15 protein-coding genes and 1 pseudogene are annotated in these 18,003 nt (G+C 37.0%); all 16 read right to left on the bottom strand.

Going from position 1 to position 18,003, the window contains the following annotated elements; translation table 11 throughout:
* Positions 1 to 61 precede the first annotated feature (61 nt).
* On the bottom strand, positions 62 to 526 hold the full coding sequence (locus KO521_RS01050; protein ID WP_215938071.1) for a MaoC family dehydratase: 465 nt from the start codon (positions 524 to 526) through the stop codon (positions 62 to 64).
* A 4-nt stretch (positions 527 to 530) separates the two neighbouring features.
* Positions 531 to 1,268 (bottom strand): SDR family NAD(P)-dependent oxidoreductase, encoded by a 738-nt coding sequence (locus KO521_RS01045; RefSeq protein ID WP_215938070.1) that lies wholly within the window; start codon positions 1,266 to 1,268, stop codon positions 531 to 533.
* 83 nt (positions 1,269 to 1,351) lie between these two features.
* Positions 1,352 to 2,329, bottom strand: a complete 978-nt coding sequence (locus KO521_RS01040; RefSeq protein WP_215938069.1) for an NADPH:quinone oxidoreductase family protein — start codon at positions 2,327 to 2,329, stop codon at positions 1,352 to 1,354.
* Between the two features lie 77 nt (positions 2,330 to 2,406).
* Entirely contained in the window at positions 2,407 to 3,405 is a 999-nt protein-coding gene (locus tag KO521_RS01035) for an NADP-dependent oxidoreductase (protein WP_215938068.1), read from the bottom strand.
* 57 nt (positions 3,406 to 3,462) lie between these two features.
* A complete protein-coding gene (locus KO521_RS01030; RefSeq protein ID WP_215938067.1) occupies positions 3,463 to 4,230 on the bottom strand; it encodes an enoyl-CoA hydratase/isomerase family protein in 768 nt (255 codons plus the stop codon).
* A 5-nt stretch (positions 4,231 to 4,235) separates the two neighbouring features.
* Entirely contained in the window at positions 4,236 to 4,991 is a 756-nt protein-coding gene (locus KO521_RS01025; RefSeq protein ID WP_215938066.1) for an SDR family NAD(P)-dependent oxidoreductase, read from the bottom strand.
* A gap of 75 nt (positions 4,992 to 5,066) precedes the next feature.
* Entirely contained in the window at positions 5,067 to 5,450 is a 384-nt protein-coding gene (locus KO521_RS01020) for a DUF1330 domain-containing protein (protein ID WP_215938065.1), read from the bottom strand.
* A gap of 4 nt (positions 5,451 to 5,454) precedes the next feature.
* Complete coding sequence (locus KO521_RS01015; RefSeq protein WP_215938064.1) at positions 5,455 to 6,522, bottom strand: phosphotransferase family protein; 1,068 nt, start codon at positions 6,520 to 6,522, stop codon at positions 5,455 to 5,457.
* Between the two features lie 26 nt (positions 6,523 to 6,548).
* Positions 6,549 to 7,763 (bottom strand): acyl-CoA dehydrogenase family protein, encoded by a 1,215-nt coding sequence (locus tag KO521_RS01010; protein WP_215938063.1) that lies wholly within the window; start codon positions 7,761 to 7,763, stop codon positions 6,549 to 6,551.
* A 52-nt stretch (positions 7,764 to 7,815) separates the two neighbouring features.
* Positions 7,816 to 8,592 carry an SDR family NAD(P)-dependent oxidoreductase gene (locus KO521_RS01005; protein WP_215938062.1) on the bottom strand — a complete coding sequence of 259 codons (777 nt, stop codon included), beginning with the start codon at positions 8,590 to 8,592 and terminating at the stop codon, positions 7,816 to 7,818.
* A 275-nt stretch (positions 8,593 to 8,867) separates the two neighbouring features.
* Entirely contained in the window at positions 8,868 to 10,682 is a 1,815-nt protein-coding gene (locus KO521_RS01000) for an acyl-CoA dehydrogenase (protein ID WP_215938061.1), read from the bottom strand.
* Positions 10,683 to 10,805: 123 nt separating this feature from the next.
* Entirely contained in the window at positions 10,806 to 11,387 is a 582-nt protein-coding gene (locus KO521_RS00995; protein WP_215938060.1) for a Crp/Fnr family transcriptional regulator, read from the bottom strand.
* 294 nt (positions 11,388 to 11,681) lie between these two features.
* Positions 11,682 to 12,554 carry an acyl-CoA thioesterase gene (locus tag KO521_RS00990; RefSeq protein ID WP_215938059.1) on the bottom strand — a complete coding sequence of 291 codons (873 nt, stop codon included), beginning with the start codon at positions 12,552 to 12,554 and terminating at the stop codon, positions 11,682 to 11,684.
* 207 nt (positions 12,555 to 12,761) lie between these two features.
* Positions 12,762 to 14,201 (bottom strand): aldehyde dehydrogenase family protein, encoded by a 1,440-nt coding sequence (locus KO521_RS00985; RefSeq protein WP_215938058.1) that lies wholly within the window; start codon positions 14,199 to 14,201, stop codon positions 12,762 to 12,764.
* Between the two features lie 27 nt (positions 14,202 to 14,228).
* Positions 14,229 to 15,776, bottom strand: a complete 1,548-nt coding sequence (locus tag KO521_RS00980; RefSeq protein WP_215938057.1) for a long-chain-fatty-acid--CoA ligase — start codon at positions 15,774 to 15,776, stop codon at positions 14,229 to 14,231.
* Positions 15,777 to 16,985: 1,209 nt separating this feature from the next.
* Positions 16,986 to 17,992, bottom strand: a pseudogene (gene fbp / locus KO521_RS00975) (class 1 fructose-bisphosphatase).
* Positions 17,993 to 18,003: the final 11 nt, after the last annotated feature.

The following is an 18,003-nucleotide window of genomic DNA, read 5'->3' as shown; positions in this document are numbered from 1 at the left end:
TTTGTATTTTGTTTTAGTTAATCATTTAAAAAGCACCATTGGGAAAGCCCCTAAAAAAGGGTCACTCAAACATTAAACTCAAAAATTCAGCAGCACACGCTGGTTTTTCAGAGCCTTCAATCTCAATTGTACAGTGCCAAGTCACTTTTAACCCGGTATCGCCATAATTTTCAATATTTGATATGCTTCCCACCAGTCGTAGTCTACTATCGACTAAAACGGGACTAGGAAAACGGACTTTATTCAGCCCATAATTTACTCCCATTTGAGCTGATTTGACATGAATAGCATCTTCCAGCATTTTTGAAAGCAACGATACCGACATGAAACCATGGGCTACCGGTTTTTTAAAGGGTGAGTGTTTCCTTGCTTTTTCAACATCAACGTGTATCCATTGAAAATCTCCCGTTGCTTTCGCAAAATCATTAATCATCTCTTGGGTAACAATCATCCAGTCGCCATCTGGCAATTGCTTTCCTTCTAACTTTCTAAATTCTTTGAAATTTTGAATTTCTAGCTTTGCCATAATCTTATCGTGAAGTTCCGCCATCAATTGTTAAGCAAATGCCCGAAACGAAGCGTGCCTCATCTGAGGCCAGATACAGATAACCATAGGCAATATCAATAGGTTGAGCTACTGTTTTTAAAGGTATGCTGTCTTTTATAGCTGCAAAGTGTTCTTCGGGAATTTTAGCTACCATATCAGTCATGGTAAATCCTGGCGCAACTGCGTTTGCCGTTATACCGTGTTTACCCAGTTCCATTGTCCATGTTTTTGACATCGCAATGACACCCGCCTTAGTGGCTGCATAATTTGTTTGACCAAAATTACCTCGTAACCCCACGTTAGATGCTGCACTAACAATTCTACCATACTTGTTAGCTTTCATATAAACGGCAGCGGCTTGTGTACATAAAAAGACACCTTTTAAGTTCACCTCAACAACGGAATCAAATTCTGCCTCACTCATTTTTTCAAGTGTTCTATCTCTAGTAATACCTGCATTATTAATTAAAATATCCAGGCTGCCATACTTTTGATGGATTTCGGCAAAAAGTTTTTCTATAGCAGATTTATCTGTCACGGAAACAATATGGAATTCCGCTTTGCCTCCATTAGAACTGATAGCATCAGCTACTTCTTGCCCCTGTGGCAAAAGGTCTACGATAATTACCGTCGCCCCTTCTTTGGCGAACAGTTCAGATATGGCTTGACCTATTCCTCTTGATCCTCCCGTTACTACTGCTATTTTATTTTTTAATCTCATTTTTATAGTTTTTGTTGTTACTTGTTTATTCATATAAGAATTAACTAGATTTCAACTTTATACAGCGTGTTTCATGAAAAACACTAATCAACTTTTACAATCAGTTTACCCCTAACTTTTCTATTGGTCATTTCTTCCATTGCTTTTGAAGTATCTTCCAGATCATAAATAGCGTGAATGTGTGGTTTCAATTTACCTTCTGCGTGCCATTTCATCAGGGCCATTGTATTTTCCATATTTGTCTTAGCGTTCTTCATTGCAAAAGCCCCCCAAAAAACACCAACTACTGCCGCTTCTTTTAACAAAGGAAGATTTAATGGTATTTTTGGAATATCGCCAGCAGCAAAACCTACTACCAGATATCTACCGTTTCTAGCAATACCACGAAAAGCTGCTTCAGAATACGAACCACCTACCGGATCGTATACAACATTTACTCCTTTACCTTTTGTAAGCTCTTTAATGGTTGTTTTTAAATCTTGCGTTGTATAATTTATGATTTCATCGGCACCATATTCCTTGCATAATGCCAACTTTTCATCTGTTGAAGCTGCAGCAATAACCTTTGCCCCCATTAATTTACCTAATTCTACAGCTGCAAGCCCTACGCCTCCAGATGCTCCCAAAACCAGAAGGGTTTCTCCTACTGCCAATACTCCTCTATCTTTTAGCGCATGGTAGGAAGTACCATAGGCCATTAAAAATGAGGCGGCTGTTGGAAAATTCATTTGGGGTGGTTTAGGGAAACAGGCATTTGCCGGTACCAAAACTTCTTCTGCAAGACCACCATGAGCAACAAAACCAAATACTTCTTGACCTACTTTTAAATGAGTAACACCTTCACCTACTTGCTTCACAACTCCCGCTACATCACTACCTGGCGTAAAAGGTAATTCTGGTTTAAATTGATATAAACCTTGTATTATAAGGGTATCCGGAAAATTTAATCCGCATGCTTTCACTTCTACTAAAACTTCCTTTGCTCCCGGCTTTAAGTTATCAACTTCTTCTAATACCAAAGTAGATGGTGGACCGTATGTTTTACATCGTATTGCTTTCATTTTTCAGTTTTTTGTTTTCGCCCTTTGCTTTACGTATTTAAACTTTGATGTCTTAGACGTTCTGCTTTTGAAAGGGATTATTCAATTACCTTCAATACCAATTTTCCCATTTTCTCACCTGAGAAAAGTCTGTTGTACGTTTCTGGAAAGTTTTCAATTCCTTCATAAATGTCTTCGCGACTTTTGATTTTCCCTTGTGCCATCCATTTACCTAATTGCTCAGCGCCTTCTTTATATCTATCTGCCCAATCAAAAACTACAATACCGGTCATACTAGCACGATTTACCAAAAGCGACAGATAATTACTTGGTCCTTTTACCGCTTCTTTATTATTGTATTGAGAAATAGCTCCGCAAATAACGATTCTAGCATGTAGCCGTAATCTTCCAAGTGCAGCATCTAAAATTTCACCCCCAACGTTATCAAAATAGACGTCCAACCCTTTTGGGCATTCCACTTTTAATCTTTCTTTAACATCTTCATTTTTATAGTCTATGCAGGCATCAAAGCCAAGTTCATCAACTACGTATTTGCATTTTTTGGCACCACCTGCTATACCTACTACGTGGCAGCCTTTTATCTTGGCAATTTGCCCTACTATACTTCCAACGGCACCCGCAGCTCCCGAAACAACAACTATATCTCCTTCTTTAATCTTTCCTACTTCCTGTATTCCAAAAAAAGCGGTCATTCCCGGCATTCCCAAGGAACCGATATAAGTAGGTAGTGGGGCCAATTTGGGGTCTACAGGATAAAAACCTTTACCGTCCGTTACCGCATATTGTTGAACACCACCTGTACCAGCTACATATTGGCCTACTTCAAATTTTGGATTTTTAGAAGCAACCACCTCACCTACAGAACCCGCTCTCATTACCGAACCGATTTCCATTGGTGCTATATACGATCTTGCATCGTTCATCCACCCACGCATGGCCGGATCTAACGAAACATAATGTTGTTTTATCAAAATTTCTCCATCACTAATCTCGGGAATGGGATTGGTTTCTAATGACCATGTAGAAGCATTAGCTTCACCTTGTGGTCTTTTTATAAATAATAATTGTTTGTTCATGTGTTAGTTTTACATTTAAAATTTCTGCTTACAGAAATCTCTTTATTAGTTTTTTTGCTATTTCTTGCTGGAAAAGCTTTCAACATAAGCTTTCATTTTAGCCCGTATTTCGGGCTTCCACCAAAGCTCGGATGCTTCTTTCAAGGAAGTTTCAGCGTTTAGGTCCAATTTATCCCAAAGATGTTTGCGAAGTTTTGCTTTTGTATTTATAAGAATTTCTTGATCTGCCCTCATGTATATATTCATTTGCTGCTCAGCGCGTTCCAATACATTTTTTAAAGGCACCAATTCATCTACAAGACCTGCATTTAAAGCTTGTTTACCTGTTAATAATTTTCCTTCTAGAATATATCTGCTCGCTAAACCTTCGCCCATCCAAAAAGCATATGCTTCTGTTAGGTTTTGACTGATCTGTATATTTACAGCTACTTCATTTAGACCTATTACATACTTGTCTCCTTCTGCCATATATCTATTATCACTTGCAACAGCCAACACACAACCTCCTGCAGGGGAATGACCTGTAATTGCGGAGATAAAAGGCTTTTTGAACTGTACCAATTGAAGATATAATGCCCCGAATATTTTGAAAAAATGAGTGATTTGGTTCTTGTCATATTGATACAACTCAATTAAATCCAAACCTGCAGAAAAATAATGGGGCTGCCCCGTTAGAATAACTCCTTTTACTTCAACATTTTTTTCTAAATCATGAAAAGTATCTGCCAATTCCTTTACCATTTCGGTATTGATCGCATTTACTTTTCCGCGGTTCATTTGTACTATGACGTATTCTTTTTTATACGTTATTTCTAGTGTATTCATATTTTTTATAGTGATGTTCCTCCGTCAAGTGTTATAGTTTCTCCCGTTATAAATTTGGAATTTTCAGATGCCAACCAGCAGATTGCCTCTGCAATTTCGTCTGCTTCCCCAAAGCGTCCCATAGGAATAAAACGTTTGAGCTTGTCTCCCATATCCGGACTTACGGATAATAATTGTTCTAAAAGCGCAGAATGAGTAAACCCAGGGCAAACAGCATTTATACGTATGTTTTTTCTACCATATTCCAATGCTGCTGATTTTGTCATACCTACAACCGCAAATTTACTGGCACTGTAAGACAAATTGTTACCCGATGCTTTTATGCCGGCAAGTGAAGCTACGTTTACTATGTTTCCTTTACCTTGAATTAGCATTTGCTTTATTGCAACCTTCATACAGTAAAAGACGCCCGTTTGGTTCACAGCAATTACATTATGCCAATCATCATCAGTATGGTCCGCCGTTTTTGCTTGGTGCTTTCCACCAATACCTGCATTATTGACCATTACATCAAGACTACCATGTTTATTTACCGTATCCGCAACTAAGCTTTTTACTTCTTCATATTTGGTTACATCGGTTTTAACAGCGGATGCGATACCACCTTGTAAATTTATTTCTTCGGCAACTTTCGTTGCATTCCCTATATTAATATCAGAAACAACGACTTTTGCTCCATGAGTTCCAAATAGCTTTGCTGTAGCAGCACCAATACCACTACCTGCACCTGTTATGATTACAACTTTATCCTTTACATTCATTTGTTCCTTTTTTAACTTTTTGTGTTTCTGAATTATTTATTCAAACCATGTAAAAAGCAATTATCGCATTACCTCTCAACTACAATGGATTAACCTAGAATCTTCCAATGCTTGTTTTCTTAAATGAGAAGGATAACCTTCTGATTGTATCATTTCTAAAAAATGTGAAATTGAATTGTATTTTATCAATAAAATTTTATCCCATAAACCTTCATTTCCCGGACCTATCAACATGGTGCTTTCTTTACCCATAAACAGAATATCTGCCTCTGCTTTTATAAAAAAGGGAGTCGCTTTTTTCATATATTCTTTATAAGAATCAGCACCAGACAATCCTGTTTCCGAAACCCGTTCTTTAAACTTCAATAAATTAAGCATCACCACAGAATTATCTTTTGGCAATTTTACAAAAGCACTAAATTCTTTTTCATTGATCTCTAGATAGCACCGTTTTTTCATAAGGCTAGAATAAGTTATCAATTTGATTTTTCTGGATTGCTTGCCAAGCTGTATTACAGCATAATTCTGAGGCTTTATTCAGATAAGCAAATTTTGGGTCGCTCGTATGCCCATGCTTATACCTATAATATATTTGCTGTGCGATTACCGCTATTTTAAATAGTCCGTATGCATAATAAAAAGTAAGATTATCTATATTTCGACCGCTTTTTGTCGCATATTGCTGCACGATATCTGTTCTAGTAGGGTTGCCTTCCATCACTGTTGGCGATTGCAGACCTTTCTTCATAAAATCAGGATCAGCGGCAGTTGTCCAATACCCCAAAGAAGTGCCCAAATCCATTAATGGATCACCAAGTGTGCACATTTCCCAATCTAAAATAGCTGTAATTTCTTTCCATGAATCATCTTTGAAAACTACGTTGTCATACTTAAAATCATTGTGAATCAAAGTGTGATCATACTTTTTTGGTTGATGATCATGCATCCACCTCATTACCTTTTCTGCAGTAGGTACATCATCAGTTGCAGCAGCCATATATTGCTTACCCCAATTGGTAACTTGTCTTTCTACATACCCTACAGGTCTACCTAAATCATCTAGACCTGCAGCTTTATAATCCACTTCATGAAACTTCACAAAAGTATCTAACCAGGTATTTGAAATTATCTTGAATTCTGTGGGAGAAACTTGTCTGTTGCGTGCTTCCCTTGCCGTAAGAATCTCACCCGAAACCTTACTCATTATATAAAACGGAGCTCCAATGAGTTCAATATCCTCGGTGTAAGCAAATGCCTTAGGCGCTTTATCAAAAACCTTATTCAAGTTGTGAATTACTTTATATTCCCTCCCCATATCATGTCCTCGTTTTGGAGCTGCAAATGGAGGACGACGTAACACATACTCTTTGTTATCTATATTTAAAAGATAGGTAAGGTTTGAAAAACCATTAGAGAATTGACTGATCTTCAACTCATCTTTTGTGGTAGTAATCAAGTTATGCTCCAGCAAGAATTTCTTGAGTCTTATTTTATCTAATTCCTCACCTTCTCTGACGGGTTTTAAATTCATTTTGTTATCTGTTGCTCGTAAATAATTTACTTTATGTATTTCTTTATCACATTTTTTCCCAACTGACTCATATGCACCTCATCTGGTCCATCAGCCAATCTTAGCGTTCTGGCCGCAGCAAAATAATGCGCCAGCGGCACATCGCTACTTACTCCCAATCCGCCCAATATTTGTATTGCCCTATCCACAACTTTTAAGGTCATGCTTGGCGTAACTATTTTGATCATGGCTATCAAATCTTTGGCTTCTTTGTTACCTAGTTTATCCATTTTATCGGCTGCGGACAGCACTAAGAGCCTTGTTTGCTCAATTTCACAGGCTGATTTGGCTATATCTTGACGAATACTACTGTATGTATCTAAAGTTCGTCCAAAAGGTTTACGTTGTGTTGTGCGTTGTGCCATGATTTCTAGTGAACGCTGTGCCATACCAATTAAACGCATACAATGATGTATTCTACCAGGACCTAATCTTCCTTGTGCGATGGCAAAACCCTGCCCCTCGCCTACCAATAAGTTCTCTTTGGGAACCCGAACATTATCTAATAAAATCTCAGCATGACCTTCTGGTGAATCATTATAGCCAAAAACGGTTAAGGGTCTAATAACTTTTAAACCTGGTGCATTCATTGGAACCAAAACCATACTTTGTTGTATATGTCTGGGAGCTTCAAAATCAGTTTTACCCATGACAATCGCAATCTTACAATTGGGATCCATTGCCCCAGATGACCACCATTTGCGGCCATTAATTACATATTCATCTCCATCGGCTACTATAGAAGTTTCTATATTGGTAGCATCTGACGAAGCAACTTCTGGTTCTGTCATCAAGAATGCGGATCTAATGTCACCGTTCAACAATGGTTTGAGCCATTTTTCTTGCTGTTCAGGAGTACCGTATTTTGATAGTACTTCCATATTACCAGTATCAGGAGCACTACAATTAAAAACTTCTGATGACCACAACATTCGTCCCATTATTTCCGCCAACGGAGCATATTCCATATTAGTCAAACCCGGACTCAATTCCCCATATGTCTTTGGTAGGAAAAGATTCCATAATCCTGCATCTTTTGCTTTTTGTTTTAAACCTTCCAAGCCCGGCCACTTTGTCCATGCATTCGCAGGGTCATGGTGAAAAGCCTCTACTTCCTTTTCAATGGGAACCAAATGTTCAGCTACAAAATGGTTTAGCTTATCTTGAAGTTCTTTAGATTTTTTGGAGTATTCGAAATTCATTTTTTATTATGTCGTTTCTTTGTGATTTGTTCTTTGTACCTCGTATATGTTATTATCCCGAAATTAAATATCCGCCATCTGCAGCATATACACCACCAGTTATGTACGAACCAGCATCTGAAGCCAATAACATTACAACCCCTGCCATTTCATCTGGCTCAGCCATTCTTTTTAATGGCACCATTTGATTATAGCCTTCTACCAATTTGTCATTAGACCAAAGGCTTTGACTGAACTTTGTTTTTATCAGTCCGGGGCAAACTACGTTAGACCGTATTCCATAGCTACCCCATTCTTTGGCTTGATTCTTAGTAAGCATAATTAAAGCTGATTTGGTCATGCTATACAAGCCCAACCTAAAACCGGGATGGAGCCCTTCTACCGATGAAATATTTATAATACTTCCACTGCCGTTCTCCTTCATGTGTGGCTGCACCAAATTTGAAAGTAACCATGGGGCTTTTACATTCACATTCATGATTTTATCAAAAACTTCTTCATCAGAAGTTTCTAAAGGGCCATAAAAAGGGTTGATTGCGGCATTGTTTACCAGTATATCTATTCGCCCGAATTTTTCTATTGTCTTTTTGACCAGGGCTTCACGTTGAGCAGCATCACCTATGTGGCATGCAATACCTATGGCCTCTAGACCAGCCTCATTAAATTCTGACGCAATGGCATCTACAGCCTCTTGTTTGCGACTACTGATGACTAATTTGGCTCCATTTTCTGCCAAACCTCTAGCAATAGATAGTCCTATACCTTTACTAGAACCTGTAACAATTGCTACTTTACCAGTAAGGTCGAATTTTTGTTTTATACTATTCATTCGTTCGTTTCATTTTTTATTTACTCGTTTAAAATATAGCGCTTAGACAAGCCCTGCATTTATTTTATAACAGACTCTTACCTTAACATAGCACTAAGGATGGAGGCACTAACCCATGCGTTCATACGATAAGACAAAAGACTTTCTCCTCTTCAAATGAAGGAAGGAAAATTTAAATTTGTGCAACTCCCATTATTCTGAAGTATCATTTACTTTTTCGTATTCCTTAGTATTGGAATACATGAGAATTGACAGGTGTACCTCCTCTAATTTCTTTAAATAAAGACCTCTTTATCCGTACCAATAGTCAATGCTTTTGCATTATCCATAAGAATTTCTGCTAGACCTGTTGTTTTTGGCAGTTCATATTTGAAATAAAATTCCATGGCATGAATTTTACTTTCATAGAATTCTACACTGTGGTCTTTATTACCAATTACGAGAGCATTTTGCGACTCTAGCCCAATATTCAACCATAACCAACTTTGAACTATGGTACTGAAAAATTCCATAAAAGGAGTGGCGTCTGCAAGAAAACGTTGATAATCACCCTTCATGGCAAAGCCCATTAGACCTTGGAGTACTTGTTTGGTCAATTCTAATTTTCCAGCTAATTTTTTAGCATAAGGTTTTAAAGAATCATGCACCATACTTGCTTTGATGGTATTTGTAATTTCAACAGAAAGTAGCTCTAATGCCTTCCCATTATCCATCGTAATTTTTCTACCTAATAAATCTTGGGATTGAATACCTGTTGTGCCTTCATAAATAGCCGAAATACGGATATCTCTTAAGTATTGCTGAAGTATATATTCAGAACAAAATCCATATCCCCCTAAAACTTGAACCCCATTATTTACAGATGTAATACCTGCTTCAGATGGGTATGTTTTAACCAAAGGGGTCATGATCTCTAATAACAATCTGTATTTTTCACGCTCCTCTGCAGTTGCACTTGCTATAGAAAGGTCATGATATTTTGCAGTTAAAAGCACTAAACTTTGAGCACCTTCTGTAATTACTTTTTGTAGCAATAACATCCTACGCACATCAGCATGATTAATAATTAAGGTCTGTTCCTGGTTTGCATCTTTTTTTCCAGTACTTGTTAGTTTACGCCCTTGCGGTCTTTCGTTCGCATAGTTTAAAGATGCCTGGTAAGCTGCTGAAGCAATAGCTGCAGCACCTCTGCCTACGCCTATCCTAGCGCCGTTCATCATTAAAAACATGTATTTTAGCCCTTTATTGGCCTCACCAACCAGCCAACCTTCACAATTTTCTTTATCACCAAAAAACAAGTGTGTTGTACAATAGCCACGCTGCCCCATCTTTTCGAAATCAGCAACCACAGTTACGTCGTTTGGGGTTAAATCCCCATTAGCAGTCGGTTTCTTTTTAGGAACCACAAACAAGGATATTCCTTTTGTGCCTGCAGGAGCACCTTTAATACGTGCCAAAACCAAATGCACAATATTTTCTGCGCCTTGATAATCCCCTCCTGATATAAATATTTTCTGTCCGTGAATTTTATAGGTATCGCCATCTGGTGTAGCAGATGTGGTAATATCCGAAAGCGAACTCCCCGCCTGCGGTTCTGTTAAACACATAGTACCTCCCCACTTTCCCGATAACATATTAGAGAGGTAAGTGTCTTTTAGTGCTTGACTACCAAAATGGGCAATGAGTTCTGCCGAACCCACTGTCAACCCAATATAACCAGGTAAATGATTGTTAGCCGCATCTTGTATAAAAGCAGATGCGTGTGCTGCCATAGCAGGCATTTGCATACCTCCATGTTCATACGAAAACGATCCGGCGATCAAACCCATTTCGCCACCGGCTTTCATATATTTGGTAACCTGCGGATGCACAACGATTTCACCATCTTTATAATGCGCCGGCTGCTCATCCATCTCTTTAAAATAAGGGTAAAGCTCTTTATCGGAAAAGTCTTTAACTGAGTTCAGCATCATTTCTACCGACTCTTTATCATATTCTGCATAGCGTTCTTGGTCCAGAACATCTTGCAAATTATTTACCTTATATAATAAGAATTTTAGTGTTTCTAAATCTACATATTGATTTGCCATTGCGTTATATTTTATGAAACATCAATTTAAATGATATTTCACCCAATCTCATTAAACTAGTTTAATAAACCGCATATAAGCATTTCAATATACCCGAAAAATATGATAATAAGTTACAGATGGCTAGACCTGCTTTACCTTCATTAATCTCTTTCGGATTTTAGATAAACCTACCGGAGTTAGTCCCAAATAAGAAGCAATAAGATATTGAGGCACACTTTGTAGCAATCCCGGTCTTTTTTCCAAAAGTCGCAAATAACGTTCTTCGTTTGTACGACTACTGATGCGTTCCACCCTACTGTAGGATTTCATAAATGCCTCCTGCATTGATAATCTTCCAAATCTTTCCAATTGGTGCGAACTATCAAATGAATTCTCAGCATCTGATTTTTTAATTGCAAATACTCTTGAATTTTCAGTTGCCCTTAAATAATACCTAGAAGGAGAGCCTTGAACATATGCGGGTAAGTCCGTAAAAAAAATACCCTCTGTATAAAATTCCAAGACTTTAGTTTCCCCGTCTTGAACTTTGTAATAGTAGATACAACCGGAATCTAAGTAATAAAAGCGGTTAACCATTTGCCCTGGAGAAATGAGTGCTTCCCCTTTTTTCAGTTCAATTCTTTCGTAGAGTGACAACCAATAGTCCAAAACATTATCATCGACCTTATTATACGAGAGAATTTTATCTTTAAGATTTTGCAAAGAATCCACTTTTTAAATTGTTTTTGAATGACCCAAAACGTTTTTGAGTGAATCCTAAATATAAGCAATTTCGAAAAATTGACCGCAAAATTTTAACACATTCCTTTAATAGAACCTTAAACTTTAAGAATTTGAAAATATTATTTCCTGTATGGAATGGATCAATATAATGAACTTGACTAAAGCGTACTTTGTAGAATAATCTTATAAGAAGTATTCTTTAGGTTTGCCTTCCTATTTTTTTGATTTAAAGTATTGTTTTTACAATATAAAATTAGTTGGCTTGTAATAACATTATTTTTCTAGCGATAAGCTTTGACGCATTAGGCCTTCTTGGGCTACAGAAGCTACCAACACCCCTTTTCTATCATACACACTACCTCTAGCAAACCCACGAGAGTTAGAAGCACTTGGACTATCCATACTATACAACAACCAATTTTGAATATCAAAATCGCGATGGAACCAAATAGCATGATCTAAGCTAGCATAGAAAGTCTCGCCTTTATTCAATTGCTCACGGTGCGGTAAAGTTGCGGTGGTAAGCAAGTTGTAATCAGAAGCATAAGCTAATAGTTGCTGTTGCATTGGTACCGTAATTTCTGCTTTACCAGAGGTACGCAACCACGTATTAAAGAAAGGAGAACCATTCTCTATTAACTGTGTCGTGAATTTTTCTACTGGTTTAAACTCAAAAACCTTGGGCTGTATTGCTTTAAGTCTTCTATAGGCACTAGGGTACAAATCTTTAATTTCCTCTACTTGTTCTAGACTGGTTGTTAGTTTCTCTGGTGGAATTAAATTAGGCATCGGAAACTGATGACTAACTCCATCAGACTCCACTTGAAATGATGCTGCCATATTAAAAATAGCCTTGCCATTTTGTTTTGCCACCACTCTTCTTGTGGTAAAACTTCCTCCATTTCTAATAGTATCTACTTCATAACGAATGGGGAAACCTAAATCTCCGCCCAATATAAAATAGCCATGTAAAGAATGTGCTATACGATCTTCCGGAACAGTTTGATAGGCCGCATGTAAAGCTTGTGCCAACACTTGCCCTCCAAAAACCCTTCCCCACGGCGCCTGGTAGTTTTCTCCTTCAAATACCGTTTCATCTATTCTTTTTAGAGTTATCAACTCTATTAATTCTTTAACTGTCTGCATTTAAGAAAATTAATTTGAGCTTTAAAAGTACTGCTTTAGCCATAAAACAAAAACCGACTTATAAATTTTAAGACTCGTTTTAAAGCTGCCATTATCATCTTGATGGTTAAATAGATCCGGTTATATTATTTTAAAAAATATGTTCCCCAATTAAACTACTCAGATTAAAACAATCGCCAAAAACACTTCTAAACCAAACTAGTGGCTTTAAAACCATTTGATGGTTAGGTTGATGATCTTTTGCTTAAAATCTGTATAAGGCGGTGTCAACATATCCAATGCATTAGGTACATGCTGCTTAAAAACGCCTCTAGAATTAGAAAAAGATTTAAAACCTTCTAACCCGTGTGCTTTTCCAATACCGCTATTATTTGAACCACCAAAAGGAAGATTTGTATTAAAAAAGTGCGCAGCATTATGATTAATACATGTTCCGCCTGCTCTTGTATTACCTATGATATGATTAATGTTCTTTTTCTTTTTGCTATAAATATAAAGTGCCAATGGCTTTTCACGAGAATTAATCTCATTGATAACTTTATCTATATCTGTAAACCCAAAAACGGGAAGTATGGGACCAAAAATTTCCTCTGTCATTAATTTAGAATCTGCAGGAACATTGGTCATTAAAGTAGGTGCGATAAAATCTTGACTCTTGTTGAATTTTCCACCAGCTTCCAAGTGTGCTCCTTTAGACATTGCATCATCTACATACCCTTTTACTCTTTCGAAATGGTGGTGGTTTACAATTCTATTATACGAAGTTTCTTGTAAAGCATCTTCTGTATAATACGTTTCTATTTGTTTTTTAAAGGCTGCTATGAATTCCGCTTTCTTACTTTCATGTACAAATAAGTAATCGGGAGCAATACATACCTGTCCATTATTCACATATTTACCCCATGCCACCCTTTTGGCCGCTAGGTTAACATCTGCTGTCTGATCTACTATTGTAGGTGATTTGCCTCCCAACTCTAATGTTACCGATGTTAGGTGTTCCGCAGCTGCTTTCATTACTATTTTACCAATACTTGGTGCACCTGTAAAGAAAATATGATTGAAAGGTAGTTTCAATAATTCTGTTGATGTACTAACACCTCCTTCTAGAAGTGCAACTTCATTTTCATCAAAAACTTCCGTTACAATTTTCTTCATAATGGCAGTAGCGTGCGGTGTAATCTCAGATGGTTTTATAATTACAGCGTTGCCAGCAGCTATTGCCGAAACGAGTGGGCCAAAGGTTAAATTGATAGGAAAATTCCACGGAGAAATAATCAGCACAACTCCCTTTGGTTCATATTTTACATGTGAACTTGAACCTAACATCGCAATAGGCGTTTTCACACTTTCCCCATCTAACCATTGTTTTAAATTGTTTTTTGCATCCTTAATCTCACTAGTTACTGGATAAATTTCGGTTAAATCTACCTCACTAGGATGTTTTCGATAATCATTAAAAAGTGCTTCTTTGATTTGAGGTCGATATTTTAAAACCGCCGTGTGTAGCTTCTTTAATTTAGCAATTCGCTCTGAAGCAGATGTATTACCAATTTTAAACTGATTTTGTCTCTGAACATTGAAAATTCTTAGAATTTCAGATGCTTTCGTTTCCACTTGTACTGGTTCAGTTAAGGTAGTGCTGTTCATATATAACTTTTATCGGATTGATCTCTTTTACAATTTTCGTAATTCTTTCTTCAGAATCTTGCCCGTTGCACTCTGTGGCAAAGCATCTAAAAATTCTACTACCCTAGGATACTTATACGCCGCTATGCGCTCTTTGGTCCATGTTATAATCTCTTCCCCGGTTGCAGTCATACCTTCTTTTAAAACTACGAAAGCTTTTACCTGTTCACCCATTCTATCATCAGGAATTCCTACTACTGCAACAATAGATATTGCTTCGTGTTTCATTATAACATCTTCCACCTCACGTGGGTAGACATTCAGTCCTCCTCTAATGATCATATCCTTTGTTCTGTCTACCACAAAGAAAAATCCATCCTCATCTTTTATACCAACATCCCCAGAATGTAACCATCCATTTTTAATAGTTTTAGCCGTTGCTTCCGGATCACGATAATAGCCTTTCATAACATTATGACCACGATAAACAATCTCTCCTTTTTCTCCATCAGGAAGAGTGTTACCCTCTTCATCCACGATTTTTACATCTACTCCCCATACGGGTGTTCCAATAGATCCTGGTTTTCTACCTTCAGCTAACTGATTGAAAGTGACAACCGGAGAACCTTCGGACATACCGTAGCCTTCTAAAATCTCTACATTGAATTTAGCTTCAAAATCCTCAAGTACCTTAATTGGCAAAGAAGCTCCTCCAGACATGCATATCCTAAGGTTACTTGCAATGCCTTCTAAATCAAACTTTTCATTTTCATAATTCAACAAGCCCCAGTACATAGTTGGTACTCCCGCAAAAATGTTGATTTTGTGTTCTTGCATGAGTCCGAGTACAGCTTCTGCGTCAAAACGCGGTAATAGTACATTAGTATTACCACTGTATACACTTGCATTCATTAAAACGGTCATCGCGAATATGTGAAATAACGGCAGAACCGTAAGCACAGTATCATCTGCAGAACCATGACGCAAGTTAGCACTCAAAATGGCATTTAAAGTAAGACCACTATGCGTTAGTTCCGCACCTTTTGGTTGCCCAGTTGTGCCTGAAGTATAAATAATAACAGCGGTATCTTCCGCAGCGGTAGCTACCGTTTCCGTAATTGACGATTGCCCACCCATGAACATCCCTAAAGTTTTGACTCCTTCTATGGGCGAAGCATCAGAGGGCTTTGCCGTAATTATAAAAAAATCTTTACATCCATTTGCTTTTTGAAAGCCTGCGTAACCTTCTTCAAGCATTGGTAAACCCGGAGCTCCCAAAAAACAGAAAAAAGCCTTAGCCTCTGAATCTCTAAGATGATACTCCACCTCATCCCTTTTGAGGAGAACACTTAACGGTACTACTATCGCCCCAGCTTTGAGAATACCAAAATAAACCATTGGGAAATATGGTATGTTTAAACAGTTTAAAGCCACCTTATCTCCTGGCTGTATTCCTAAATCTTTAAGTCCATTCGCAATTTGATTGGCAGCAGCATTTGTATGGGCATATGTAAGATGCGTATCCATGAAAATATAGGCATCTTTATTTGGATATTTTTTGGCGCTGTCCTCTAACAGTACAGAGATATTTAGCATAGTATAGTTTTATTATATTTTAGGAGATTTGACGGATAGATATTTAGGAGTTCAAAATCTCCTTAGACTAGACATTTTTTATAGACAATCGCTTTAAAAGGGAATATTTACACGCTCTCATTTACAACTTCAAATCCTTACCCTGAATATTAGAAACCTGTAACATGTAGCAGATGTATTCAATCCAACAATTTTAAATATTTATAGATATTTCAAATTTGAAGGATAAATTATAATTAATTCATAAAAAAATAGACTTTATTTGACAATAATACAATAAAAATAGATTCCTGTACAAACGCCAACATAAAAATATGAGTGAATTACCATTAGCGCCTGAATTAAAGTTCATCACCAAATTCGCTTAACATCTTAATTATAAGTTGATTACATCCTGTTGTTGCGGGCGCATCAAAATCATTAGTTAAGTATTCTAAATTTTTTTCTTTTTGCCTTAAAAAAAGCTCTTGAATGACTTGGTAGAAGTTTTATTAATGGAGTTAAATCCTTCTAAGATTAAAAATTGCAGCATTAATCCAGGTCAGGTGACTACAAAACAAACATCACCAATCGTAGAAAATTTGGAAAAACACTTTCACCGCAATAAACGGAACATTTCAGTATAACTCTTAAGTATTATAGATTGCCAAGAAGATAGCTCGGATTTAAGCAAAATTGCCAAACTGACCAAAAAGCTGTTAGCCAGTACATCATTGTATTAAATACGATACATCACTGGAAGTTTTGAGAAAACCAGTTTTATGGCATTCAAAATAATATTGGAACCTAAAATAGTAGAATAGATACTTTTAATAGCAATTAAAAAAATTAAAGAACCGAATGAATTAAACAAAAAAAGCCACTGATTTCTCAGTGGCTTCTTGTCGGGGTGGCAGGCTTAAAAACCTGAACACAAACCATTTTAAACCAGTACTTTATATGTCAATTTTAAAAAAAGACACCAATTAAGACATCAACGAGAGCTTCCTAAGCTTTCTGTATATCAAAGCTAACCAATTGATTTCAAATAACATTAATCCAGAAAATGACTAGGTTATTGTTTTTTCAAAATTCAACAAAGACACCTTAACATGTAACAATCAATTACATATACTTAATTTTTTATAAGATACAGTAGTTATGTGTTAATTAACGTGATACATATTTATCTTCGGAATAACAGGCTACTCTCCCGAGAGCAGTCAAAAATTACAATGTGTCCCTACGTACAAAATGAATTAAATCTTCAACCATATTTTTACTCCCACAAAATAGGGCTTCACGTTGATGCAATGCAGTTGGCTTAACATCTAAAATTCGTTCATATCCCGTAGTTGCAACACCATTCGCCTGTTCAGTCAGAAACGCTATCGGGTTACATTCATAAGTTAACCGTAACTTGCCATTTTGTCTTGGGCCGATCCTAGGGTACATATAAATACCTCCTTTTATCAAATTTCTATGAAAATCAGAAACCAATGAACCTATATACCGTGAAGAGTAAGGTCTGTTTTCTTCTTCTCGTTGGCAATACTTTATATAGTCCTTAACCCCCTGAGCAAAATGTACATAATTACCTTCATTAACCGAATAGATCCTTCCATTTTCCGGAAACTGCATATTTGGGTGCGAGAGATAAAAAGTTCCCAATGCCGGGTTTAAGGTAAAGCCGTTAACACCACGCCCTGTACTATACACCAAAATTGTAGACGTACCGTACATAACATATCCGGCAGCAACTTGCTTGTATCCATGCTGTAAAAAATCCTTTAATTCTACTGGTTTGCCTATAGGCGAAGTTCTTTTATATATAGAAAATATAGTTCCTACCGATGCATTGACGTCAATATTTGAAGAGCCGTACAGAGGATCAATAAGAATGACATATTGATTACTATTTTTTCCGTCATGACTATTTACGGCTATAAAATCTTCTTCTTCCGATGCTATACCACATACAATACCTCTTTGAATAAGAGTTTGTATAAATTAACGTTAGCGTAAACATCCTGTTTCTGTTGATTTTCCCCTTGTACATTCGTATTTCCCGCGTCACCAAGAATATCTACCAACCCCGCCTTGTTCACTTCGTGATTCGTGATTTTAGCAGCCAAACGTATGGCATTAATTAGTTTTGATAATTCACCGATGGAATAAGGAAAAGCCGATTGATTGTCAAAAATAAACTCCCCTAGAGTCATTTTTTGATTGGTCATTTTATCAAAAT

The sequence above is a fragment of the Zobellia uliginosa genome (genome assembly GCF_018860745.1).
Classification (GTDB): Bacteria; Bacteroidota; Bacteroidia; order Flavobacteriales; family Flavobacteriaceae; genus Zobellia; species Zobellia uliginosa_B.
This window is presented reverse-complemented; position numbering and strand designations above follow the sequence as displayed.